The 25,884-nt window shown below is 58.3% G+C and carries 16 protein-coding genes and 2 pseudogenes; 4 read left to right on the plus strand and 14 right to left on the minus strand.

The features are described 5' to 3' along the window. Nucleotides 1–30: 30 nt before the first annotated feature. Nucleotides 31–608, plus strand: a pseudogene (locus SOM18_RS11360) (recombinase family protein). Nucleotides 609–677: 69 nt separating this feature from the next. Here the strand turns inward: SOM18_RS11360 and SOM18_RS11365 are convergent. Together SOM18_RS11365 and SOM18_RS11370 are read right to left on the minus strand one after the other, a co-directional pair. Further along, nucleotides 678–7,181, minus strand: coding sequence for an autotransporter outer membrane beta-barrel domain-containing protein (locus SOM18_RS11365; RefSeq protein WP_320481697.1), 6,504 nt, complete (start codon nt 7,179–7,181; stop codon nt 678–680). Between the two features lie 658 nt (nt 7,182–7,839). Further along, entirely contained in the window at nt 7,840–9,030 is a 1,191-nt protein-coding gene (locus SOM18_RS11370) for an acyltransferase family protein (protein ID WP_320481698.1), read from the minus strand. A gap of 125 nt (nt 9,031–9,155) precedes the next feature. Here SOM18_RS11370 and SOM18_RS11375 point away from each other — a divergent pair. Continuing rightward, nucleotides 9,156–9,835 (plus strand): annotated as a pseudogene (locus tag SOM18_RS11375) (IS5 family transposase); the annotation flags it as partial. 136 nt (nt 9,836–9,971) lie between these two features. On the opposite strand, the gene SOM18_RS11380 reads toward SOM18_RS11375, so the two are convergent. The 12 genes from SOM18_RS11380 to SOM18_RS11435 form a co-directional block, all read right to left on the minus strand. After that, nucleotides 9,972–11,168, minus strand: a complete 1,197-nt coding sequence (locus SOM18_RS11380; protein ID WP_320481699.1) for a sialate O-acetylesterase — start codon at nt 11,166–11,168, stop codon at nt 9,972–9,974. A 158-nt stretch (nt 11,169–11,326) separates the two neighbouring features. Beyond that, nucleotides 11,327–12,196 (minus strand): glucose-1-phosphate thymidylyltransferase RfbA, encoded by an 870-nt coding sequence (rfbA, locus tag SOM18_RS11385; RefSeq protein ID WP_320481701.1) that lies wholly within the window; start codon nt 12,194–12,196, stop codon nt 11,327–11,329. Next, entirely contained in the window at nt 12,193–13,107 is a 915-nt protein-coding gene (gene rfbD, locus SOM18_RS11390) for a dTDP-4-dehydrorhamnose reductase (protein WP_320481702.1), read from the minus strand. Before rfbD ends, rfbA begins: the two co-directional genes overlap by 4 nt. Further along, nucleotides 13,104–14,159 (minus strand): dTDP-glucose 4,6-dehydratase, encoded by a 1,056-nt coding sequence (rfbB, locus tag SOM18_RS11395; protein ID WP_320481703.1) that lies wholly within the window; start codon nt 14,157–14,159, stop codon nt 13,104–13,106. Before rfbB ends, rfbD begins: the two co-directional genes overlap by 4 nt. 11 nt (nt 14,160–14,170) lie before the next feature. Beyond that, the gene (gene rfbC, locus SOM18_RS11400) at nt 14,171–14,746 is read right to left on the minus strand and encodes a dTDP-4-dehydrorhamnose 3,5-epimerase (protein WP_320481704.1); all 576 of its coding nucleotides are present in this window, start codon (nt 14,744–14,746) and stop codon (nt 14,171–14,173) included. Nucleotides 14,747–14,843: 97 nt separating this feature from the next. Next, complete coding sequence (locus SOM18_RS11405) at nt 14,844–15,857, minus strand: class I SAM-dependent methyltransferase (protein ID WP_320481705.1); 1,014 nt, start codon at nt 15,855–15,857, stop codon at nt 14,844–14,846. A gap of 3 nt (nt 15,858–15,860) precedes the next feature. Next, nucleotides 15,861–16,946 carry a DUF1972 domain-containing protein gene (locus tag SOM18_RS11410; RefSeq protein WP_320481706.1) on the minus strand — a complete coding sequence of 362 codons (1,086 nt, stop codon included), beginning with the start codon at nt 16,944–16,946 and terminating at the stop codon, nt 15,861–15,863. Continuing rightward, nucleotides 16,943–17,935: a glycosyltransferase gene (locus tag SOM18_RS11415; protein WP_320481707.1), complete on the minus strand. Its 993-nt coding sequence runs from the start codon at nt 17,933–17,935 to the stop codon at nt 16,943–16,945. Before SOM18_RS11415 ends, SOM18_RS11410 begins: the two co-directional genes overlap by 4 nt. Then, nucleotides 17,925–19,040: a hypothetical protein gene (locus tag SOM18_RS11420; RefSeq protein ID WP_320481708.1), complete on the minus strand. Its 1,116-nt coding sequence runs from the start codon at nt 19,038–19,040 to the stop codon at nt 17,925–17,927. The genes SOM18_RS11415 and SOM18_RS11420 overlap by 11 nt, the downstream gene beginning before the upstream one ends. 7 nt (nt 19,041–19,047) lie before the next feature. Then, nucleotides 19,048–20,337, minus strand: a complete 1,290-nt coding sequence (locus SOM18_RS11425) for a hypothetical protein (RefSeq protein ID WP_320481709.1) — start codon at nt 20,335–20,337, stop codon at nt 19,048–19,050. 117 nt (nt 20,338–20,454) lie between these two features. Next, a complete protein-coding gene (locus SOM18_RS11430) occupies nt 20,455–21,750 on the minus strand; it encodes a sugar transferase (RefSeq protein WP_320481710.1) in 1,296 nt (431 codons plus the stop codon). Nucleotides 21,751–21,883: 133 nt separating this feature from the next. Further along, nucleotides 21,884–23,524, minus strand: coding sequence for a glycosyl hydrolase family 28-related protein (locus SOM18_RS11435; protein WP_320481711.1), 1,641 nt, complete (start codon nt 23,522–23,524; stop codon nt 21,884–21,886). A 211-nt stretch (nt 23,525–23,735) separates the two neighbouring features. Here SOM18_RS11435 and SOM18_RS11440 point away from each other — a divergent pair, with 211 nt between their 5' ends. Continuing rightward, the gene (locus tag SOM18_RS11440) at nt 23,736–25,127 is read left to right on the plus strand and encodes an O-antigen ligase family protein (protein WP_320481712.1); all 1,392 of its coding nucleotides are present in this window, start codon (nt 23,736–23,738) and stop codon (nt 25,125–25,127) included. A 48-nt stretch (nt 25,128–25,175) separates the two neighbouring features. Next, nucleotides 25,176–25,877 carry a polysaccharide biosynthesis/export family protein gene (locus SOM18_RS11445; protein WP_192191506.1) on the plus strand — a complete coding sequence of 234 codons (702 nt, stop codon included), beginning with the start codon at nt 25,176–25,178 and terminating at the stop codon, nt 25,875–25,877. Nucleotides 25,878–25,884: the final 7 nt, after the last annotated feature.

Here is a 25,884-nt window from a genome sequence, read left to right on the forward strand (position 1 = left end):
CACATGCATAAATTAATGCACAATCAGTGCATGATTTACGACTACGCACCTGTGTCATCCAACGGCAGGATCTGGCCCAGCAGCTTGCCCAGCTCGATGCAGCCAGTTGCACCAAGATCTATCGCGAGAAGGTAGCGGCACGGCTGTCGAGTGGCCCCAGCTCAAGCGCGCTCGGCGCGCTCGACGCCGGCAACGTGCTGATGGTGACGTCGACTGATCGCTTGGCCCGCAACACCCGCGATCTTCTAAACATTCTGTATGCGGTGAAAAAGTCGGTGCGGGCTTTCGATCGGTCACCGAGCCGATGGTCGACACCACTTCGCAGGTTGCCGAAGTTATCAATGCCGTGCCGGGGATCGCGGCTGGCTGGCAGCGCCATCGTATCGCTGAGCGCGGCAGGGCTCCAAGCTAAGGCTGGGGCCGTCAAGTTCGGTCATCGCGCGGCCCTTACCCATCATCAGCAGGCCGAGGCGCTACAGCGGCTCGCAGATGGCGATACGCAGCACACCGTCGCCGCCCTGGTTGGGGTCAGTCAGGCGACTCCTGCAAAGAGCCTATGCGCATTCCTTGCTGCCCCAGCCGGTGGCGAGGCCCTGCTATGCAGTTGAAGCTCGATCCCGGTAGGCAGAAAGTAAATGGCTACATGTCGACACATCGACATGTAGCCATCCTCTATTTCAGAACCGCAGCCGCACGCCCGTTGCGATGCTCTCGCGGTGGTCGTCCTGGCCAGTCTGCGCTTCAACCGTCGAGAACAGCTCGACGCCGCTCGGCAGGCGGTATGCGACGCCGGCCGATGCCGTACCGGTCACCCGTGCGCGCGGGGCGCCCAGCGCGGTCAGCGTCAGCGGTGCACCGGCATAGCCTGCGACCGCATCGGCCCGCTTCCCTTCGATCCGGGTGCGGGCGCCGAACCCGACATAGGGACGGAACGCGGCGTCGGACGCTTCGCTGCGCGCGAACGTCACGCCGGCATCGGCAAAGCCCGTGACATGGCGGTCGCGCGCCACGGTCAAGGCGAACGGCCCGCCGGCCTCGCTCACCCGGTCTCGGGTAGTGCGCAGATAGGTCACGCCGACCTTGGGGGTCAGCGTCCAGTCATTCGCCATGGCCAGCGCATAGCCGACCGACAGGTCGGTCGCCCAGCTGTGTAGACCATAGCGCCCGGTTGCGCTGCTCGCCCCCGGCAGTGCGCGCGTGGTACGGGCATCGCCGCCATCATACAGGATCGACGCGCCGATCCGGATATTGCCTGCCGTGTAGCGGCCGTGGACGCCTGCGACGACACCATCGGTGCTGGTCGCGGCGCCAAGGTCAGTGATCCGCTGGCGGCTGTCGAGATAGCCCGCAAATGCGCCGACCGACCAGTCACGGTTGCCGATGCCGATCCCGCCGAGGAAGCCGTAACCGCTGCTGCGGGCCTTCGCGGTACCCGCGTCGCGATCGGCGCCGAGCGTGTGCCACTGCGCAATCCCTTGCGCGAAGGTGAAGAGGCCGACGTCCTCGCGGTCGGTGGTCGCAAAGCCCGGTCCGCGTGCGACGTCGGTCAGGCTTAGCGTCTGGTCGACGCCCATCTGCGTCGCCGAGGCATAGGCTTCGGGCGTCAATTGCGCGAACGCCTGGCTGTTCGATGCGCCGCTCGCCGTCAGCAGTGCGGGCAAGGCGGCAAACAGCGTACTGGTCGCCGGCTGCACCTGGATCGCGGCATTGGCATAGTCGATGCTGCGCGCGACCTGCGGGTTGAACGCGGGATCGCCGAGGAACTGGCCGAGCAGCTGGATCCGGTCGGCACGCTGCACGACGAAGCCGAACAACGACGCCGACTTGTCGATCGTCGTATAGCTACCGTTGATCCCGCCGCTTGCGACGATCAGGTCGTAGGACGTGCCCGGCCGGATCGCACCTTCCGCGACGATGCGGAGCGTCGACCCCGACGCGATCGAAAGCCCACCGTTGATCACGAGCGTGTCGGCCACGGTCGGCGTGATCTCGAACAGCGACACCGATCCGCTCGCAAGCAAGACGTTGCCCGTCACCGTCATCGTACCCGGCGAAGCCCCAGGGCTGAGCGTGCCGGCGACCGCGATATTGCCGATCACCGACCCGGCCGACCCGAAGGTCGCGCCCGAGCGTACCGCGATCTGCGCCGCGCGGATCGTCGATCCGGCCAGGCCGACAAGTCGACCACCCGCCATGTCGACACTATTCAGCGAGGCATCGCCGGCGATCGTCGCATAGCCTGCGGTCATCCCGAACGCCTCGACATTCGCGATCGAGCCGAATGCGACCGGTGCCGCGGCGCTGCCGCCCGATACCAGGATCGCGTCCGTACCAGCCCCGCCATCGACCGAGCCTGCGAACCTGCCCGCGACCGTGAAGCGGTTATCGGCTGCCCCGAACACGACCGGAGCCGTGAGCGACGCCCCCGAGCCGATCGTCAGGTTGGTCGCAGCATTGACGCGCTCATAGGTCTGAGCGCCCGTCAGCGTCAGCGTGCCACTGCCTTCGCCGTTCAGGATCTCGAAGTCGCGCAGCATGTCGGCGCCGAGCGTGCGGTCGCCCGCCAGTTCGAGCGTCGCCGTGTCGGTCCCGGCTCCACCCGAGACGGTGCCGAGCAGCGTACCGCCTGCCGTCAGGCGGAAGCCGTCATTGCCCGCACCGAGATCGATCGTTCCGGCCAGCGTGCCCCCCGGTGCGACGGTGACGCTCTGCGCATCGTCGCCGAACGTCAGCGCAGTGCCGGCGGTCCCGAGCGTTCCCGTCACGGTCAGCGCGCCACCTGCAAGCGCGATGCGCTCGAAGCCGGTTGCCGTGCCCGCCAGGGTGACCGGTGCGTTCGCGGTGAAGCGCAACAGGTCGGAGCCTGCCCCGCCCATGTAAAGCCCGCCTGCACGCATCGCGCCGAGCGCCAGTTCGTCGTTGCCGGCGCCAAGCGAGACCATGGCGACATCGCCGTCGACCGCCAGCGCCTCGGCCGCGTCTGAGCCCGTCACGGTGCCGACGACGAAGCCACCCAGCGCGAGGTTGAGGCCGGTGCCGGCGAGTGCGATCGACTGGAAGCCCTGATCGAGTGTCAGGCCCAACGTACCATTGCCCTCGACGCTCAGGCGCTCGAAGTTGTTGCGCTGGCCGATGCCGCTGCGGTTGCCGGCAAGCGTGACACCATACAGGTCGTCGCCCGCGCCGCCATCAACGCCGCCCGCGACGCTGCTGCCGGTGCCTTCGACGAAGCGGTCATTGCCGGCGCCCAGCAGGACGGCGCCCTGGATCGTGCCGGTGTTGACGACGCGGTCGTCGCCCGCGCCCAGGTCGACGCTGCCGGCGATCGTGCCCGCATTGGTCACGCCTTCGGCCGCCTCTCCGCCGGTGATCGTCACCGTGCCTGCGCTGGTGAGGACCTGTCCGGCCGCGACCGTCACATCGCCGCCCGACACGCCGATCGTGTCGAAGCGGAAAGTCCCCGAATAGGCGACATTGCCGCTGCCCACCTGTGTGAAGCGCTCGAAATTGACGAACTGGTCGCCATTGACCGCGCCACCCACGGTCGCATCGACGATCAGGCCGTCATTCCCCTCGCCCGCATCGACGGCGCCGACCAGCACCGCATCCGCGCGCTGGAGGAAGCTGTCGTCGCCCGCGCCGAGCGCGACGTTGCCCTCAATCCGGCCGCGGTTCTCGATGCTGTCGTTGCCGTCGCCGAGATCGACCGACCCGAAGATCGCACCGGTGTTGACGATCCGGTCGTCGGCGCCGGCCCAGCTCTGGATCGCACCGGCCAGGCTGGTGCCGTCAAGCGGGTAGCCGTTCGCCAGCACGCTGCCGGTGCCGCCCCGGATCGTGCCGCTGTTGGTCAGGTCGAGCGCGGTGCCCGATACTAGCAGCGCGACTGCGGACGTGCCGGTCGCCTGGATCGTCCCGCTGTTGGTGATCGTCCCGGTCACATTGGTCCCGGTATCCAACAGCAGGCCGGCCGCCGGAATGGTATAGGTGTAGCGCGTGCCGTCCCAATCCTGATAGGTCTGGGTCAGGCCGTTGCCGGTCGCCTCGATCGTTCCGGTATTGGCGATCGCGTAGGTCGAGCTCACCGTCGAGCCGAACCTGCCCTGCATGTACAGCCGCGCGGCAACGCCGCCTTCTCCGCTGGCGGTGACGGTACCGTCATTGGTCAGCGTGACCGCGCTCGGGCCGCCGAAATAGTAATCGCTGCCGGTCGAGATCACTAGCGCGGTGCCAGTGGCGGACGTGATCGTGCCGCTATTGGCGACCGCGATTGTGACGGGGGCGGTCTGGTCGAGAACCGTGGTGGCCGATATCGCGAGTCCGCCCGTGATCGTGCCGCTGTTGGTTGCGGTGAGGCCGTCGAGGCCATAGCCTTCCAGGCTTGCGGTGTAATAGTCGCCCGACGAGGCGATCGCGCCGCTGTTGTCGAAGGACAATGTTCCCGACGAAACGCCCTGGTAGACTGCGTTCGACACAAGCGATTCTGCGCCGACCGTGCCGCTATTGGTGAAGGCGTAGACCGCGCCGCTCACGCCACCCGAGATCGTGCCCCGGTTGACGAACGCGGCCAGCCCGTTGGTCTGGGCCAGCCCGGCCGTGCTGATCGGAAGATAGGTCCACGCGGCGCCATCGATGGTCGCCTCGTTGACGATCGTGCCGTCGCCCCGGAGGTACAGGTCATTTGTGACAGGGTTCGCCGCGGTCAACGTCACGCGGGTGTCGGTGCCGAGCGCCTCGACGTAATCGGCTTCGAAATTGATCCCCGTCCGCTGGTCGAGCGCGATGCTGTCGCTGGCGTTGCGCGACCAGCCGAAGATGTCGAAGCCGGCGCCGCCATCGATCGTCCCGCTCACCCCGGTCGTAGCGCCGGTCTGAAGAAACATGTCGGTGCTCGACCCGAAGGTCACGTTGCCGGTGACCATGCCGCCATCCGCGACGTAGACGGCGCTCGAATAGGCGTAGGGCGACGTCGCCGCGACATCGCCGATGATCGTGCCGCGGTTGACGATCGTCCCGCCGCTCGAGAGGTCGATCGCGGTCAGCCCGCTGATCGTCCCGGTCGTCTCGTTGGTCAGTACGCTGCCATAGCCCAGCGTGACGGCGGTCGCCTTGCGGCTCTCGATCGTGCCGCTGTTGGTGATCTGCACGGGGCTATAATAATAGCTGCCCTGCACGGCGGTACCGTCGACCCGGATCGTGCCGCTGTTGGCCAGTGTGGTGAAGGCCGTCACGCCGATTGCGCCCGCACCGGTGCCGGAAATATCCGTGCCGGAAATATCCGTGATCGTGCCCGAATTGACGATGTCGCGCGCACCGCTGATCGCCGTGCCGCCTCCGCTCAGGGTGATCGTGCCGCTGTTGGTAACACTGTTCCCGCCGCGGATCGCGACTGCCGGATAATAGCGGCCGGCCGCATTGGCGACGGTGATCGTGCCGCTGTTGGTGACGTCGGCGGTGCCTGCGGCGATCGCCGCCAGCGTCGAATAGAAGTTGGTCTGCGTGGTCGTGGTCAGCGCCAGCGTGCCGGCGTTGGTGATCGTCAGCGCCTGTGCCGGTCCGGCGGTGCCCATGGTCAGCTGGTCGACCGTCAGGATCCCGGTATCGATCAGCGTGCGATCGGTCGCCGAGATCGTCCCGTTCAGCGTCACCGATCCGTTGCCGGTCAGCCCGATCGTGGTGGCAAACGGCGTCGCGGCGGTCAGCGTCAGCGCCGCGGCGTCGGTCAGCTCATAGGCGAGCCCCTCGAACCCGCCGGTCAGTGCCAGCGCCGCGCTGGCATCGGCATTGACCCGGTAGCGCAGCGTATCGTAGCCGGCGCCCGCATCGACCCCGCCGATCGCCCCTGCCAGCGGTCGCGTGCCTGTGCTCGCCAGGTCGGCGACGAGCATATCGTCACCGCCACCCAGCCGGATCGCGCCGGTCACGGTGCCGCCCGCATCGACGAACACATCGTTGCTCGAATCGAAGCTGTAGGGCGAAACGAGGTTCACCGTACCGGCGATCTGGCCGGCGTTGACGATTGCGACGGACGATCCGGTGCCGCTCACCGCCGCGGTCCCGCCCGTGATCGTGCCTGACGCGGCGTTGATCAGCGTCGTGCCATATCCCAGCAAAACGCCCGTGGTGCCGCCTGTTATCGTGCCCGTGTTGACCAGTCGTCCGCTCGACAGCGACACGCCGGTGGTCGCGCCGATGATCGTCCCGTCGTTGGTCGATCCGCTGAAACCCCCGCCGGAAATCGTCGCGCCGATGCCCGCGGCCGAACGAATCGTCCCGCTATTGGCCAGCGTGCCATAGACGACCGCAGCGCCGGTCCCCGCTGCCGTTATCACGCCGCTGTTGGTCAGCGTCGTATAGGCCTGCACGCCCGAGCCGCCATTGGCGGTGATCGTGCCCGAGTTGGTCACCGTCGCCGGCGTGCCCACGGCAAACAGGCCAGTGCCGCCTAGCGATGCAGTGATCGACCCCTGGTTGGTGAAGTCGAGACCATAGGACGAGAATGCCGCGATCACGGCCTGCCCGTTGGTCACCAGCGCGGCCTGGTTGACGAGCGCGCCCGTGCCGCTGACCGATATACCGGTGCCGGACGTGAAGCCCGCGGCCAGCGTCGCCACCGCATTGTTGCTCAGGTCGAAGCCCAGCAGCTCGAAATTGGTCGGCAGCACCGCACGGGTGAACACCGCATCGGCATCGACGCCGAACGCCAGCGTATCGCTCCCCGCTCCGCCGTCGACCGTTCCGGTAATCGAGGCGATCCGGCCGGTCGCGGCGTCATAGCGCGCGCGCAGCGTGTCGTTGCCTGCGCCAAGGGTCAGATTACCATTGATGATGCCCAGGCGCGTGTCGATCGTGCTGCCAAATCCGGATCCTGCCGTCGAGATGACCGATCCGTTGATCGTGCCGACGTTGACCAGTGACAGCGCACCGCTAGTGTTGATCGCGGTTGTACTGCCTCCGATCACCGCATCCGCGGCGTTGTTGACGTATAGAAAACCGATGCTGCTCAGGGTCGTGGCTTGGCCGTTCGAGACGATCCGGCCAGTGTTGATAACATTCGTCCCCTGTACGCTCGATGCGAGGGCGGCAATATTGCCCCCATCGATCGTCCCGGCGTTGGTGATGTAAGAGACGGCGCCGCTGATCCCGCCGATCAGTCCGGTTGCACGGTTGGTGATCGACATTGACCCGATGCCCGCCGACGGGTCCATGAGTATGGCAGGACCTGCCGTGCCGGTAATTGTACCTGCATTGTCGATCGATGCGGAGACATATCCGCTGGTGTTGCTGGGATCACGTCGCAGTAGGATACCCTGCGCACCGGTAATCCTGCCGCCTTGTGCGATCGAGACATTCGCGCTGGAAGATGGATAGGTCGTGTAGGTGGAACCAGGCGTGCAATAGTTGACCGAAGCGCCCGCATACGGGTCGACACATACAGTGGTGAACGGCGCTGCAGTGGTAACGAACAACCCCGCTTTCCCGGCCCCGCCATCGATCAGCCCGTCGACCTGAAAGACGGCGCTGCTCGAGTTGCTCGTGATTGCGGCCGTTGCACTGCCCGGCTGTAAGATCGCCCCGCTTGGCACGATGACTCGCGTATTGAAGGTCGTTACCGAAAGTCCGTCTGTGTCGGTGCCCGCGCAGGTCGTGGTGCTGTTGGCTGCCGTAGGATCGGGCGCACATTGTGCGAATGCTGGGCCTGCCACCAAAAACGTCGCTACGATCGCGCTTGTCTGTAACGCACACATACGCACGCGCCGCTTCCGCGACGTCGTTTCTTCGACCTTCATGCATTCCCCCATTTATATAGGCAATGGTAAACACCGTTTAATTACGTGTCTATATCTGCACGGCATTATTCGGTAATTTCATGAATATTTTTGAAAATTCACCTTTTCCGTTGATAAGATAACTCATTGCAGGGTATTTCTTCACTATACGAACGTGTATCAAGTAGCTGGATAGTATTGAAATAACTGAAGTTGAAGCATATCGGTAAGATGTGCCAATTCCAAACGATCCAAATGATAAATCTATTAGTGAAATAATCAATATATGAACAATATAAATTGAATAAGATGCATCACTGATATTTTTTGAATATACTATCGTGTCTTTCATATGATTTACACTAAATATAATCAAGAAAACGCAGCATGGTGCCATAAACAATTTAACTGCATTATTGTATAAAACGTAAAAGTTAGAAAAATTATCAATTCTGTATGGGTAAATTATATCGCCAAATTGCATATACGACAGAATCAAAATAAATATACCAGAAGAAACTATAAATGCAGAAAATTTATTATGACTAGATATAGCTTTGTACATTGCGGGATATCGCAACGCTGACCACCCAAGCATGTAAAATATTAGATAGTAAGGGGTTCTTCCAGCAGTTGCGGAAAATAGATATGCCAAGACTTTTACTGATCTATTTGCGTCGGAAAGTAAAAAACAAATATGAGCAAGGAGCATATCAATAAGTAAAGCTAGAAATCCAAACATCCAAACCGCAAAAAGTAGTGAGAAGTATCTTTTAAGTGAGCTGGCCTCAGCAAAAAGAGTAGAAGTACTATTTTCTATAAGCAATAATGTGTTTGGAAACTTTAATAAAAAAGCCAACACTGCACTACAAAATACTATAACCGGCATAAACCAAAGGTGTAAGATAGGAAAACTAATATGATCTGGAAAAGAGATATCTTGCCCAATGCGGGCTTGTGAAGAAAACGTGTTTATTATCCCTGTGGGAATATTTAAAAATATTCCAGCAAATATTGTTGGTATAAGTAAAGAAAAAAGACGTTTAGTTAGCCAAGTTTCAACATCCCTATTCCTTATTGTATAAGCTGCCGTAATACCAGAAATAGCAAAAAATGCTTCCATTCTAAACTTGTGACTAGCGACTCCTACAAGTTGCCACCAACCATCGGAGTTAATAGCAGCGTGATGACATACTCCAACTATAACTAGAATAGCTCTCCAGTTATCAAGGCCTATGTTTCTTCTATTAACTTTCCGCATTATTAAGTCCGTAATGCTTAAACCATAGAAACTATATAAACTTGAGATATTAATAGAATGTCTAGAGTCAGGACTCATCGATATGAAACGTTCGATCTGAATCAGGCTCAGCAAGGAGACCTAGGGTGAGCGATCTGTTCTTACCGAGCGATGAGCAGACGGCGCGCTTGGAGTCGTACTTTCCAAAAAGCCACGGCAAGCCCCGGGTTGATGGTTGGCGGGCGTTGAGCGGCATCGTTTTCGTCAATCGCAATGGGCTGCGATGGCGGGACGCGCCCCGCCCTTATGAACCCCACAAGACGCTGTACAATCGGTAGAAGGGAGGGGCCTGTGTCCGGGCATGATGGAGGGCCTGGCTGTTGTGGACGCCCAACCCAAGGCCATCATGATCGATGCGACCTACTTGAACGCATACTGCACGGCATCCAGTTTGCGAGTTTGAAATCGGGATCTCGGGCACCTGATTGGCGCACAAAAGGCGGCATGAATACCTAGCCGCACGCGGTCACCCATGCGAACGAGCGACCGCATATCTTCTTCATGACCGCCGGACAGATCACCGAATATACCGGTGCAGCCGCGCTGCTGAACGACCTGCCAGAGGCGCAATGGCTGCTTGGCGATCGTGGTTATGACGCCGATTGGATTAGAGGCGCTCTACAACATAAGCGTATCGAAACTATGTATCCCAAGCTGGAAATCGCGGCTCGAACTCGTTAGATACGAAAAGCGCCGCTACAGATGTCGCAGCCGCAACGAGATCATGTTCGGGCGCCTGAAGGACTAGCGCGGCGTCGCCACCGGCTAAAACATCTGCCCAACAGTCTTGTCCTTCGCCGTTTACCTCGCTGTCACCGTCGTATTCTAGCAATGAACAAATAATTCTGGCTAATACCTCAAAAAGTACAGCTATTAGCAAGTAATTCTTTTAAAGAAAAAACCTAAAACAATGCGGATGCATATGGTTCAGCAGGTAAACGCGCGTCCGAGTTGTCACGAAGGCAATTCTCATCACTAACATCGTTGGTTATTGCGTACGATAACCGTACCCTTCTGTTGCCACGTGCCTCATGGCCAACTCTGACGGTCGTCGGTCCCCTTCGCTCTGCTGATAATATAGAAATTTCGTCAATTTCGTTCTCTAAAGAAATCCGAAAACCGTTAATATTACGGGCGGGAAATATGTCGGTACCCCCTACGTGGCTTATCTCAATATCAGTATAATTCTGGCTTACCGAGGTAGTGCGAATTATTCTTGGGCCACGCTGTTCGGGCGTGGTCTGATATAGTGATATAACTTGGTTGGCAAACCGCATGCCGCTCAATATTTGGGATTCTTCCGTTTGATGGACTTGATCAAAAGTCTTTAAGTCATAAGTCGAATAAGCGTATCTTGTGTTAAATACCTTGCTTACAATATTAACTTCCGCAAGGCGCTGCCAGCCAAGCTGTACCCTTTGCATAGGGCTGCTATTAAGTATATCTTGGCTACCACCAATAAAAACAAAAGCCTCAGGACTGCCAGACTCTGTACGGATAAGAGATATCAGCCTAGTAAGCTTATTTTCTTGAGATTCTTGGTTTGTAATTAACAGGGTGGCAGCGTCATTTCGGCCAATTTGAATCAAAATAATACTGACCCCACCCGCCGCGCGAATTTTCTGAACAAGTGCAGCGCGTTGTAAAGACGTGTCAGATGCCCACTGGTCTAAAGTTGTGCCGCCAATACCCCCGCGTACAAAACGAACGTGCCTTCCAGTTTCTTTAGCAATTTTATCACCGGATGACTTTCCAAAAGCACCCATATTTAAAGATGTGAAGTTAATTCCATCGGATGATACCGTTACGGACGGATTACTTAAAGATCCAGAATAGAGAGATAGATACTGTTCTGTGCTACTAGATCCTGCAAAAGCAATGGTTATAACTTCACCGCTGGGGGGCGTCGGAGTTGAAGGTGGCGTTGGCGTTGGCGTTGGCGTTGGCGTTGGCGTTGGTACTACAACAATAGGCGGACCATTTCCCGTCGTCTCACCGGAACCGCAGCCCTGCAATATGGCCGACAAGCCTGCGTAGCAGACAGTGGTCTCCAAAAAACGCCGCCGACTTAAAGAATCTCGCATACTCATCCACTTCATTCCATCGACTACCAAACTCAAAATAAGAGCAAGCAGAGTCAGGATAGGTTAATGTAATGAAGATAAAAATTATTTTATGTTATAGATAACTAGAGGTATAAAGCATAAAGCGCGTTCATTATCGCATAATGAATATAATTATATTAAAGAATTACAACTCAAGAATGGTTAATAGCATTCAATATTGCCTTACCATAGCTAGTCTTTTTAAATAGCTCACCGCGATACCTTGCTTGATCAACCGTTATAAAGCCCTTCTCAAACGCAATCTCTTCTAGGCAAGCAATCTGGATGCCCTGGCGGTGCTGAATCGTGCGAACGAACTCGCTCGCCTCGAGGAGCGAGTCATGCGTGCCGGTGTCGAGCCAGGCGTAACCGCGGCCCATCTGTTCAACAAACAGGTCGCCCGCTTCCATGTAGATGCGGTTGAGATCGGTGATCTCGAGCTCACCGCGGGCGGAGGGCTTCAGGTCGCGCGCGAACTGGACGACGCGGTTGTCGTAGAAATACAGGCCGGTAACCGCATGGTGCGACTTGGGCTTTGCGGGCTTTTCCTCGAGGCTGACCGCCTTGCCGCCTTCGCCGAACTCGACGACGCCGTAGCGCTCGGGATCCTCGACGCGGTAGGAGAAGACCGTCGCGCCGCCCTTGCGCGCGACCGCGCTCGCCAGCAGATCGGTCAGATGCGCGCCGAAGAAGATGTTGTCGCCGAGCACGAGTGCGACATCGTCGTCGCCGATGAAGTCCGCGCCGATCGTGAACGCCTGGGCGAGGCCCTCGGGCCGGGGCTGTTCGGCATAGGAGATGGCGAGACCGAACGCGGACCCGTCCTCGAACAGGCGACGGTAATTGTCGATATATTCGGGGCTCGAGATGATCAGGATGTCGCGGATGCCCGCGAGCATCAGCACCGACAGCGGATAATAGATCATCGGCTTGTCATAGACCGGCAGCAGCTGCTTGTTCACGGCGAGCGTCGCCGGATGAAGCCGCGTGCCCGAACCGCCGGCGAGAATGATGCCCTTCATTGGGAAATGTCCTTCTTGGGGGCCCCGAGCAGTTCGTCGAGGATATTGCCGAGCGCGGTCTGCCACGCCGGCGGATGGATGCCATAGTCGCGCGTGATCGCGTCATGGCTGAGCAGCGAGTTTGCCGGGCGCGTCGCAGGCGTCGGGTATTCGCTGGTCGGAATGCCATCGACCTCGGCGCTCGCCCCGCCGCGCGCGGCGCTCTGTGCGAAGATTTCGCGCGCGAAGCCGGCCCAGGTGACCGCGCCGGCGTTGCTGAAGTGATAGACGCCGGTGGGGGCGGCGGGATCCTCGACGAGCCGCGTCGCGATCGTTGCGAGCGCCGCGGCGAGATCGGTCGCTGACGTCGGGCTGCCATGCTGGTCGTCGACCACGCGCAGGCGCGGGTTGGTCGCGCCGACGCGCAGCATCGTCTTGACAAAGTTATTGCCGTGCGCGCTGACCACCCAGGCGGTCCGGACGATCGCGTGGCGCGCGCCCGAGGTGCGGACCGCGAGCTCGCCGCCAAGCTTGGACGCGCCATAGACGCCGAGCGGGGCGACCGGATCGGTCACCTCCCAGGCGCCGTCGCGCGCGCCGTCGAAGACGTAATCGGTCGAGACCTGGACAATCGGGATCGCCGCCTTTGCGCATGCCTCGGCAAACGCCGCGGGCGCCATCGCGTTGACCGCCCAGGCGGTGACGATGTCGCTCTCGGCCTTGTCGACCGCGGTATAGGCCCCCGCCGAGATCACCGCGGCCCAGGGCGCACCGTCATGGCCGCCCGCGACCATCGCGGCGATCGCCGTGGTATCGCGCAGGTCGAGCTCGTCGATGTCGATCGCGGTGACCGCCCAGCCCTGGGGCCAGGGATAGCGCTTGAGCTCGGTGCCGAGCTGGCCGTTGCCGCCGGTGACGAGGACGTGCTTCATACGGAAAGCCCGCGGCGCTGGTCGGCCTTGTGCTCGGCGACGATCGCCTGCCACCAGTCCTGGTTGTCGAGATACCAGGCGACGGTCTTCTCGATGCCCGTCTCGAACGTCTCGGCGGGCTCCCAGCCGAGCTCGTCCTTGATCCGGGTCGCGTCGATCGCATAGCGCTTGTCGTGGCCGGGGCGGTCGGCGACATAGGTGATCTGCGTCGCATAAGGTTGGCCATCGGCGCGCGGGCGGAGGCGATCGAGGATCGTGCAGACAGTCTTCACGACCTCGAGATTCTGCTTCTCGTTGTTTCCGCCGACATTGTAGGTCCGGCCGGGCTCGCCCTTTTCGAACACCGCGTGGAGCGCGCGGACATGATCCTCGACATAGAGCCAGTCGCGGACCTGATCGCCCTTGCCGTAGACGGGCAGGTCGGCGCCCGCGAGCGCCTTGACGATCATCAGCGGGATCAGCTTTTCGGGGAAGTGATACGGCCCGTAATTGTTCGAGCAGTTGGTGATCAGCACCGGCAGGCCGAAGGTGTGGCCCCAGGCGCTGACGAGGTGATCCGACCCCGCCTTCGACGCCGAATAGGGCGAACGCGGGTCGTAGGGGGTCTCTTCGGTGAACAGCCCGGTCTCGCCGAGCGAGCCGTACACCTCGTCGGTCGAGATATGGTGGAAGCGGAACGCCGCCTTCGCTGTGTCGCCGAGCGACAGCCAATAGGCGCGCGCCTCGCTCAGCATCGTGAAGGTGCCGACGACGTTGGTCTGGACGAACGCGCCGGGGCCGTCGATCGAGCGGTCGACATGGCTCTCGGCCGCGAGATGCGTGATCACGTCGGGCTTGAACCCGGCGATCGCCGCGCGGACTGCGTCCGCATCGCAGATGTCGCCCTGGACGAAGCGGTAACGGTTCGAATCCGCGACGCGCTCGACCGTCGTCAGCGTGCCCGCATAGGTCAGCTTGTCGAAGTTGAGTACTTCATGGTCGGTGTTTTCGATCAGATGACGGACAAGCGCCGAACCGATGAAACCGGCCCCGCCGGTGACGAAAATGCGCATGGGTGTGTCCTTCAGGCGAGCGGCGCGAGCGGGCGGCCGTCATAGGGAAAGGGGCTGTCGAAATCGGCCAGCAGCGGCTGCGCCGCATCCTTCGCCGACAGCTCGGGGATGGTACCAGCGGGCATCGGCCACTCGATTCCGATCGCGGAATCATCCCAGCGGATGCCACCATCGCTCTCAGGTGCGTAGGTGTCCGAGCATTTATACGTGACTTCGCAATTGTCCTCGAGCGTCACAAAGCCGTGCGCGAAGCCAATCGGAATAAACAGCTGATGGCCGTTTTCTGCCGACAATTCGGCGCCAATCCATTTGCCATAGGTAGGCGAGCCTTTCCGAATATCCACCGCGACATCGAAGATTGCACCACGGACGCACCGCACTAGTTTGTCCTGACCACGAGGCGGGGTCTGGAAATGCAGCCCTCGCAGCGTGAACGCTGGTACCGACAGGGAGTGATTGTCCTGAAGAAAGGTACAGTCGATCCCCAAAGCGGTAAAGGCAGGAACCGAGTAAACTTCAGTAAACCAGCCTCTAGTGTCGCCAAACCTGTTGGGTCGAATCAATTTCACGGGAGAAGAGCCGGTCATGTTAAGACTTCGCCTAATAGAGTCATAATTTATTGCAATATAGACAGTTAAATTGATCCATCTATATAAACCATGGATTAATATTGATGTATAATAATCATCTGATAGGCTTGATAAAGGTAAGTGTAAGCCATTCACGACGTCGTGGACGAATCGGACCTATAAGCTCTGCCCAAGCAGCTTTGGCATATCCGCTCTTCGCCGAATGCCCGCTTGCGGTTGCTGAAAAGGGATAGACTTCAAACGGCACGAACGGCCGACGATGTTGCTCATCGAAATTGAGGCCGTGTTCCTTGGCTACCATGCGGAGTGCCTTAAAGCTGGGTATGCAGAGATGGCGTGGCGGGTCGAGATCGCGCCATCGTGCGCCATAATAGGCCAGCCCCTGTGCGTTCGGATTGGGGCATTCGATCCACAATTTACCGCCAGGTTTGAGCAGTCGGCTGGCCGTGCCAATGACGTGCCGGGGGTCATGCACGTGTTCGATAACATGGCTTAACGTGATATAGTCGAAATACCCGTCGCCCCAAATCGATGTGGCGGCGTCGATATCACCCTGATGAACATCGAGCTGTTCGGCGCGCGCCTGCTCAACGGCCTTCGGGTCAATCTCTAGCCCAGACGCTTCGTATCCAATTTCCTTCACGAATTTCAAAAAGCGTCCGTCTCCATGCCCCACGTCAAGCACGCGGAGCGGTTTTCCAGACGGCGTCTTTGTAGGAAGGTGACGGCACTCGGCGTCGATCCAGCCCCGCAGCGGCGGGATCGCCAACGCGGCGGCCACGCCTAAACCATTAAGTGAAGGGCGCTTGCTGCCATATTTGTGGTTGCGCCAGCTATTGGCGAGCTTTTTCGCTATGCCTGATTGAACTGAGATGCCGGAGATCGATGGCGTACCGGTCTCGTTCTCATGGGTGTAATAGCGCTCATAATAGCGTCCAATCTCATCAACGCCTGGACGATTGACTAGGAATAGACTTTCGCAGGTCTCGCATTGATTGACCGACCAATGCTCGTCTGTGGCGTGAAATACGAAATCGGGAACCGCATCAAAGCGACTATGTTGCGCTTCGCTGCTACACATAGGGCAGCGCAAAATGGTTTCGAGCATGATTTATTCCTCAAAGGCCAGAGCGACATAACGTTCGGCGATCGCCTGCCATTGATAGCGTGGATCGGTCTGGAGCGCAGGTGGGGGAGTATAACGTTCGAGAGACCCAGCTTCGATCAACGCGCTCAAATCGGCTGTCGAGGCGAAGAATGCGCCGCTGTTATCGAGTGTATATCGATTAAAGGAGCAATCGAAACACAGCGTCGGACGGCCATAGGGGAGGATCTCTACCAACGACGGATTGGTGCCTCCGACGCTATGGCCATGAAGATATGCCTGACAACCCGAGCGCAACGCCGCAAGTGCCATCGGATCATAAGTAGCAGGAATAAGGCGTATCAAAGGATCGTCACGGTAGCGTTTAATAAGTTCAAGGCCGTAAGGGGACGATGTGAAGTTGCCGAGTATTACATATGGGACCCCGTGATCGCGAGGGATCGAACGGATCATCATTTCAATATTATTTTCGGGCTCGATCCGCGCGACAGTTAAAAAGTAGCCATCCGGTGTCAGGTCAAATTGAGACTTAAGAACTCGGCGGCATTCGCTATCGGCGATCTGCAACACATGATCATTGCCATAGGCAATGATAGTAGAGGTGTGACCATGGGTCTGGGCGATAATATCCGCAATACCACGATTGTCGGCAACAATATGTCGCGCACCGCGAATTGCGAGCGTTTCGGCTGTTGCCAAATAACGTTTGCCTAGTCGAGACCATTTTGCACGGCGAGATTCGAGACCATCAACGTTGACAATCAAATTGCCGCCGCGTGTCAGCCGCCGCATGATCGGGACAAAGGGGCCGGCAGACACACCTAGTAGCAGCACCGCGTCGGCCCAATGGCAAACGGTGGCGAAACTCACTATATCATAGGGGATGGAGGCTATGCCGTTGGCGCTCAGTGGGAGATTCCGTACTGTGACGCCCTCGGGCAACGTTTCGCCAGCGGGCCGTCCACGCGACGAGCCGACCACGAGGACCTCGTGGCCTAATCCTGCAATCCGGGGCGAAACTTCCATAGCGAACGTTTCGAACCCGCCATACCGGGCGGGCAGACCGTCCGTGCCGATTATTGCTAACTTCACGAACGCCCCTGTCCCGTTTTTCCGTTTGCCGGTCCAATGACTGCCCGGGCCAGCAATAGAAGGCCAATCGCCTTCCTCTGCCAAGTCGGCCCACGCATCACGGCCCCCATTGATAATGCCAATGCAGCGGGTCGATATCCGCATCGGCACCATGCTTCCAGCCCAGAAGACGCAATCGCTCGCTTTGTTGAAAGATCGTGCGCCGCCCGTGCGAAGCCGACCGCCTGTACGACCATTCGATCAGTGAAGCGCAGCAGTCGCGACACCGATGCAATCCCGCCCCGGGTGCGATAGGCACCAAGAACATTATTTTCATGCTGGCGATAAAGACTGAGCGCCATAGGAATTTGCTCGATCCGCCCGACGCGGCTGGCAATTAGCATCGCAAGCCAGTCGTGCATCATGTAGCAGTCTGTGTCGGGCCATGCCGTCATCAAGTTGATCAGGGCAGGCGACATAAGCATAGTATGCCCGATCGCGGGATTGGCCATTAGCAATCGGGTGCGATCTAGGTCGCGCGGTACGTAGAAAGGATTGCCCGTATAATAGGTCGGCCTTATCATTTGTAGCGTATCGTCGACGACATGAACGTCGTGGAAGAGAATGAACGGCTCGGCAGGGGACAAGCGCCGGCGTTCAAGTTCGGTGTTAATAGTAGATAGCTTTTCCGGAAGCCATATGTCGTCCTGGTCCGCCAGGAACACAAGCGACTGCTCTGTAAGCAATGGGGCCGTATGCTGTAAGGCGCGGACGAAAGATGCAGCAGCCCCGGGGGCGTCAGGGTGATAATGAAGCTGGATCCGGCTTCCGACCTGTGCCTTCAGTCGGTCGAGCAGCTCGCGCGAATTATCGCCCGATGCAAAATCGTGAATGTGCAAGACAGCAATCCTATCGCCTTGGCGAAGAATAGATGCAATCTGGTCTTCAATAAACGCCGCGCCGTTGTGGCTGCATAGAACCACGTGGAAACGTATGTCACTAGCGTGCATTATCATACCTGAACAATAGCTGGCAGGTCAAAAACCATGATGGAACAAACAGCCAAGGATTGTTAAATCCAATTAGTAAATAAACGGCAAACCTGGCAAATCCCATAATCCTGTTATGTGTAGAGGACAGGAACATCATCAGCATGAGTGTTACTATTGATAATAGCGCAATAGGACCCAATTGTAGTAGCAGCATCGGCAGCTGCATCTCAACTTGGTAAGGTTGATCCGGATCGCTAGCGAGCTGAGGATAAAAGGTGCCCCACCCCCATCCCGACCAAAGGTCGCCAAGGGACCCGGTAATGATATCAAGCTGAAATTGCTTTACCTTCAAGCTTAAATATACATCTGGTCGAATAATGGGCAAATAAATATAAAGCACTGTAAAGGCGATAATTGCCACGACTGTAACAAAAACCTTGATGCCAAGCGAGCTTCTAAGAAGGTACGGTAATACCAAGTTCAGTCCGAGCAGCATTACAATAACTACGCTTTTCGCAATAAGTAATGTGAAGGCAAATACTGAAACTATCGTGAAAATCTGCAGCCATCGCCGCTTGAAAGTTGTTAGAAGGATAACGGCGGCTAGGCTCGACGACTCAAAATAAATACGGGCCGTAATGCCGTCGGTGCCGACAACGCGATTCAAGCCACGCAGGCCGTATAGGTCAATGTTCGAGAATAAGAGAAAGAAGCCCATCGCTGTATTGAACAAAGTTAAATAGGTCAGAAAGCGGCGTAGCTTTTCGGCGTCAAGGCGGATGGCGTAGTTTATTGTTGGCATTGAAACGACAAAGAGGAGAAAGCCGATTAAATGCGCTTGGTCATAGGAATTGCCATACTGTAAAGCGTAGACGATTAGGCCGACGCACGACATTGCAGCTGCGATCAGCAAGTCACGGCGATACCCCGTGTCGCCTGCTCCGGTCAGGACGAGCGCGGGAATTACGAACGCCTTCTGTGACACAAACAGAAGGATGGGCCAGAGGTTCGTCAGCAGCGGGAAGGCTAGAATGCGCCAGGGCACGGTCGTTCCGACCCGTATTGGATCCCCGGCGTCGTTCTCCTCGAGCACCGTATTCGCGTGGGTGAGGGGTGCGCTCACGCTCGCGTCACGCCAGCAATCCGATCGCCAAAATGACGGCTACGCCCACGATAATGGCGCTTCCTTCCTGCAGCATCGATAACCGTTCCTTTTGTACATAACCGCTCCATAGCGTCAGCAATGCCGCATCAAGGAGGATCCGACCAGACCATAACCCTGCCGCACCTACTGCCCCTAGATGCCCGATAGCGAGCGGTACGCAGGCCAAATAGATAACTAATTCGCCCATATGCATCAGTGCCGCATCTCGCGCGCGCCCCGCCGCAACCAAGCGTGCCATAGGGAACTGCGCCACCGCGCTAGCGGCGATACCCAAGAACAAGATGCGCAACGCTGCGCTAGCTTCGCCGACCGGAAGTAGTGGATAGAGAAGATGGACAATATAGGGGCTGATCAACGCCCCGCCGATGCATCCCAGCATCACTCCCGGTACAATGGCGAGAAACAGGCGGCGGGCAAGGGGGCGGGCTGCCGCGGTACCGTTACTTGCAGCGAGTCGAACGGCAAGAGCGGGAAGCAATGCCGCCGGAACCGCGATGGCTCGCAGTGCTAGATCTTGAGTTGCGAGGAACGTCGTCAACGTCTGGCCTGCCAAGCCGCCCCAACCGATCATGATGTAGCGGTCGAACCCAGACATGGCGACGGCCAGAATGGAAAGAAGTGCAAACCATCCGCTTTCGCGCATAAAGCCACTGATGACGTCTTCGCGCTCGGCGTCCTCGCCGACGACGCGGCCTGCTACGGTCGAACGGATCGCACGCTGCTGTTCCCAAATGAATGGGATCCGCACGACTAGGGCGGCGAGGCTCAGTGCGGTTGCATCGCGAACGAAGAAGGACGTGGCAACGGGGGCGCCGACTAACATGATGCCGACCGCAGCGCGATTGAGTGCTGAACGCGAAAAGGCGCCCAATCCTTCCAAGATTCCGCGCTGGCAATTGGCATAGATTGCCAGCGACACGCCGAGTCCAGTTACGAGTGGTAGGCCAATCCTGGAAACGCCGTCATGCTGGGGTGGAAACAGGATAGCGGCACCGATCGTGGCGAAAACGGCTATCGCCATTGCGACGATCGTGGCGCGGCGAAGCGAATGAGCGACGAGCGCGCCCAAGGTTTCGACGTGGAAGGGGGCGGCATAGGCCACACGTCTCTGCATTGTCCGAGCGACGCCTAGGTCAAGGCTTGGAGCGAAATTGATCGCACCATAGGACAGGAGGAACAACGTAAATACCTGCTGACCGACATTGCGAAAAATCAGCGGCAAAGCCAGTAATCCGATTGCGATCGGCACCAGCATTGCAAATGCACTCCACGCAACATCCTTGTCGAACTTATTTCGCGTGTCTTTCGTAATGCCGTGATTCACGCGGGAGACCTGTCACAAATTCAAGAAAGCAAGTAGATATTAATAGATTCAGCGCGCGCCAAAGCCACCAATCATCGTTGGAATTGTTCGAAATGCAATCACCATGTCGAGCCATGCGGAGAAGTATTTTACATAGTAGAAGTCATAGGCAAGTTTTTCACTGACCGCGCTCAAATCTGTCACATGACCTTGTTGCACTTGCGCCCAACCGCTTATTCCCGGACGGATAATATGCCTGTAGCTGTAGAACGGAATTTCGTTTTCGTACCATTGAGATAGCGGAACTGCTTCCGGGCGAGGACCGATCCAGCTCATCTCACCTCGCACAATGTTAAGTATTTGTGGCAATTCGTCGAGCCGGGTCTGGCGCAGGAATCTCCCGATTCGAGTTATCCGGTCATCGTCACTCTGTGTCATCGCATCTTGACGCGCAGCCTGCTGGTCGAGCACGGCCTCGCGTGGGCGCATTGAGCGAAATTTGAACATCTCAAAAACCTCGCTGCGGTATCCGACGCGCCGCTGGCGGAAGATGACAGGCCCCGGCGAGTCCAGCTTGATCAATAGCGCGATTGCGATCATCGGTACCAGCAGCAAGGGGGCAAGCGCCAAGCAGACAAGGAGATCCGCCATCCGCTTGAATTTATGATATGCCAGATTGGGTAGAAGTGATCCAAAGCTGTTTTCGGAAAGATGCTCGATCGTTACCTTTCCCGTCAAAGACTCGCGCAAAAGCTTGGAATGGTAGACGAGCTGACCGCCAACCGCAGCGCGAGCCAGTAATCGCTCCCAGTCGTCATCGTGATCGTAGCGAAAGTCTGCAACTAGCATAGCGCGCGGGTTGGTTGGAGCTGTCGGCTCCTTCAGCCGAACCCACTCAGCGGCTTCGATAGCCTCTAGCGAGTCCACGTCGCCGCCCGGAACTACGAAGAATAGCAGCTTGATGATCCGTTCCGTCATGTAGACCAAGACGAAAACAGTTATGACGGCAAGAACGAAGCTACCGGTCAGCACCGATCGGCTATATGCCAGGCGTAATCCGAAGATCAGGACTAGGGTTGCTCCATAGGCGGCGGCAAGAGACGGCAAGATGAAGGCGTAGGACCGGATACCCGGGAAATCGTTGATCCGGCGCAGCATCACTAGCGCGACAAACGACGCGAGGGCGGCTGCAACGGCGCTATTCAGGATGGCGCGATTTGACTCCGCCGTGATGAAGCCCGCATACACGTACAGACCCGGAAGGACGACGGCCAGCAGCCATAATGCCGTGAGTTGGAAGCGGTAGCGGCCGACAATCGCGACACTACGGGACGGGCTAGCGACAGCCTGTCTTGTCATCAGCATGGTGAACGTTCCAGATCACATAAGAGTTTGAGCGATCGCCTTGTTCCAAAGGATCTAGGCGCCTCTAGGGCGTTTCGGATGCTCGGTCGAGTGGAGTGCCCTTTGGATCCGACGAAAGCCGATAACATTTATGCTATTCGAATGCCAGCGACAGCCGAACTTCCAGTCCGGCGGGCAGGGTAACGGGTTGCCCAGAGGGGTTATGGATGCTGATCGGTATCGATGCATAGTGCGCCACCGTATTGGCATTGCGATAGAGTACCTTGCGTTCGATCGAGATCGCGCCACCGCCCGGCTCGGCTTTCTCCATCGCCTGCCAGTAGGATCCCGTCACCTCCGGCACGATGGCCGATACCGTCCATTCGACGCATCGCGATACCAGCGATTTTCCGGGCGGAACCAGAACACGGAGTTCTTCGAGCAACACCGAGGTGGTAGGCGCGACACGCGATGCGGAGGATTTTCGAACGACCTGCCCCCAGGGCGCGGACTGAAGGTGCACGCAGCGGACCACGCCTGCTGATCCTTCGGTGACGATCCGGCCGCTAACGTTTGGTGCGCTGGCGGCATCGGCCCAAACCGCGATCCAATAGCTTGATCCGCTAAACGAGGCAGTGAGCGAGATTGAGTTTGATCGCTCGATACGGATGGCCCCGTCCGCGCTAGCAAGATTGCCTGTCGACCAATAAGGTGTGCCAATCGTCGCGTTAACTGATATATTAGTGCAGTCCAAGATAGTAATAGCCCGCCCAACTGGCTGTTCGATGACGCCTTCGAAAGACATATCGATACAGTTATCCCAAAGCATCGCTGCATGCTGCACTAGGGGGCCGCCGCGGTAAAAGCCGGCGCGAGCGAGCATGATGCCACTCATGGTCACGTATCGGCACGCCCGTAATATGACAGTCTCCTCACCAGTCTCGAACAGCGTCACGCCGATGATGGCAACAAACGGGGTGTCCTCGATCAGGATAGAATTGAGCGTGCATTGAAAGAAGCGTGCATTCTCAATGCGTAAACCGTCGCAGTTGCGAGCCTCGACAATGCGATTGCAATGAAGTGCCGCTAGACACCCCTCGATCCGCGCATCCCGAACGGCATTGAACTTCTTGTTGGTCGATACAAACCGGAACACGGTGGCGCAATCATGCGCCACCCAGTTGCCGATGTGGGGCATTTGCGTCGTGGTACCATGATCGGCGACGCTGGATACCGCGACGTCGAGGCCGTGAAACGACATATCGCGCGCATCGAACTGAAGCGATCCCGCAATATCGATACCGATCGAGCCCACTTGAACGCCCGGAGGCGCTCCCCAGCGAGACTGCGTGGTCTTCCGGGCTCGGATGGCGAGACCACTGACCGCGGCATTGTTCGTATCACGAGCGTCGAATCCCACGCGCGCATCAATGACAATCTCAGTGCGTGATGCTGAGCGTGGCGGCCCGGTCCCGGTATAGGGGTCCCATCCTGAGCGACCGGCACCGCGGACGAGATGCCCATCGGAAAGCTTGAGCGCTGCCTCTATACAGTACGTACCAAGTGGAACGTCAACAATTTGCGCCGCTGCCAACGCTGTTTTGAAGGCAGCGGTGTCGTCGGTTATGCCGTCCCCTTTGGCGCCGAAATCACGAACGTTCACCGTCCGCTTGGCTGGCGTGACGGCCCCGGCAGTAGGCACAGTTGCGGCGACCCCGATTACCGGGACAGTCTTGAACAGATGGCGTCGCGTAATTTCTACGTCGCCGGCATCCTGAGTGTTTGAACCGTTCATTGTGCGCTCGGTCCGTTTGTCCGGCCACAGTATGCGCGTTCAGCGCATGCGAAATGCTGGCGGGGTCGATGCATCACGTAGCGCCTAGTCCATTCAGCATGCGAACGCGAGGATGATTTGCCGCGCCCGTTGTCCACAAGTTCCTCGAATCCCGATATGGCAGTGCGAATGGGTTTCGTTTCCGGGCGGATGGGATTAAGCGCATGCGACCATGTCGACGTCTCAGCGATCCCCTCTACCGGCCAAGCCCAGCCTGCCGTTCATCCTGCTTACGCTTTTGCTATGCACGGCGTGGCTCGTAGGCGGAGCATCGCGTGCCGATGCGCTAGGGCAGGTTGTTATTCGCGTGGCGGCTTGGATTGCACTCATCGTCGCGTTACTGATGGCGCCTCGACCCGTGCATCTCGACGCTAGGCCGGTTGCGATCCTCCTGCTCGCCGCTACCTTGCTGGTACTGGCCCAACTGGTTCCGCTGCCCCCAGCCGTCTGGCAGGGGCTTTCAGGTCGTGCCATGTTTGCCGAAGCTGCCGCGGTCAGCGGTCAAGCCCAGCCATGGCGGCCATTGGCGATTGTACCTGGTGCCGCGCTCAATGCAGCTGCATCGTTAATTGTGCCAATCACCATTCTCGTCCTCGTCATGGGGCTGGCCAAGCGGGAGCGATCATGGCTTCCGGGTCTTCTACTGGTGTTGATCGCGATATCAATGCTCGTCGGTTTGTTGCAATTTGCAGGCGCGGGCTTCAACAATCCGTTCGTTAACGACACGCCGGGCCAAGTGAGCGGCACCTTTGCGAACCGCAATCACTTCGCGTTGTTCTTGGCAATGGGGTGCTTAATCGCCCCGGTATGGCCTTTTTTGGGCGGGCGCCGGTCAGGCTGGCGCGGTCCGATAGCGCTCGGACTTGTTCTTCTCTTAGCGTTGACGATTCTCGCCAGCGGATCACGCGCGGGAATGATTGTAGGCATGTTAGGGATGGCGTTTGGTTTGTTTCTTGCCCGCCACGGCGTAAAGCGCGAACTGCGATCTGCGCCGCGATGGGTATTTTCCGCTCTGATTGCCGCGATCGTGGGAGTAATCGTAATTTTCGTGCTCATCAGCGTAGTCGCCGGTCGAGCGGAATCAATCAACCGTATTATTGCAGTCGAGGCAGTCGATGATATGCGCAGCCGCGGCATGCCAACCGTGCTAGAAATGGTGCGGTTCTACTTACCGTGGGGATCCGGCTTCGGAGGTTTTGATCCGATGTTCCGAATTCACGAGCCGTTCGAAATCTTGAAGTTTACATACTTTAATCATGCACATAATGATTTTCTAGAGATCGTCTTAGACGGAGGTTTTCCGGCCTTGATCTTGCTTTTGGCTGGCCTGGCGTGGTGGCTTTTGGCAAGTGTTAAGGCTTGGCGATCAGGATCGGGCTTTGACAATATATTGCCCAAAGTCGGCTCCGTGATGCTACTTCTTATCCTTCTTGCTAGCACAGTGGATTATCCGGCGCGGACTCCGACGATCATGGCCATGATGGTAATTTCAGGCTTGTGGCTTGGCGATACCCGTCCAAAGCCGCATGGCTCGTCTTTACCACGCGGTGGGCAGTACCTATAGCCCTCTGGCTCCTCAATCAGTCGGAAGCTTCCTGAGCGTATGCGTAAGATGATCATCGCCCTGCTGTTTGCGACTGCCCTATCGGCCTGTGGAGGCAGGGAGCCGCTCGTGTCGACGCCGCGCCTCACCGTTGTCCCAGACAGTGCTGGCTTACCCGCGCCGAACCGTGGAGATCTGACGGCAGCGGATCGCCCCGCTCTGATCGGCCCGCTCGATACGATACAGATTGACGTCTTTAACGTGCCGGATCTCAGTCGCGAGATTCAGGTCGATGCGAGTGGTCGAATCTCTATGCCGCTGGTCGGTACGGTTGATGCCCGCGGCAAGACCGCCGCCGAGCTCGAGGGGGCTATTGAGGGAGCCTTGCGCGGTCGGTACGTCCGCAATCCGGAAGTGACGATTAACATCAAGAGCTCGGTCAGCCAGGTCGTGACGATCGATGGTCAGGTCGTGGAACCAGGTCTGTATCCGGTCACCAATCAAATGACCCTGATGCGCGCAATTGCATCGGCGAAGGGTCTGTCCGAATTTGCGCGTCAGGAAGAAGTAGTGATCCTGCGCACCGTTAACGGACGCAAGATGGCGGGCCTCTACAACGTGGAGGCAATTCGGCGTGGAGAATACGACGATCCGGCCATCTATGCGAACGACATGATCGTCGTTGGGGACTCCCCGCAGCGACGCCTGTTCCGTGATTTCGTTTCCTTATCTCCGCTTCTCGCGGGGCCGCTCATCGCTGTCCTGCAGTAAGGCCGTA

Origin of the sequence: Sphingomonas sp. CFBP9019, assembly GCF_034045155.1 — a bacterium.
Taxonomy (GTDB): Bacteria; Pseudomonadota; Alphaproteobacteria; order Sphingomonadales; family Sphingomonadaceae; genus Sphingomonas; species Sphingomonas aerolata.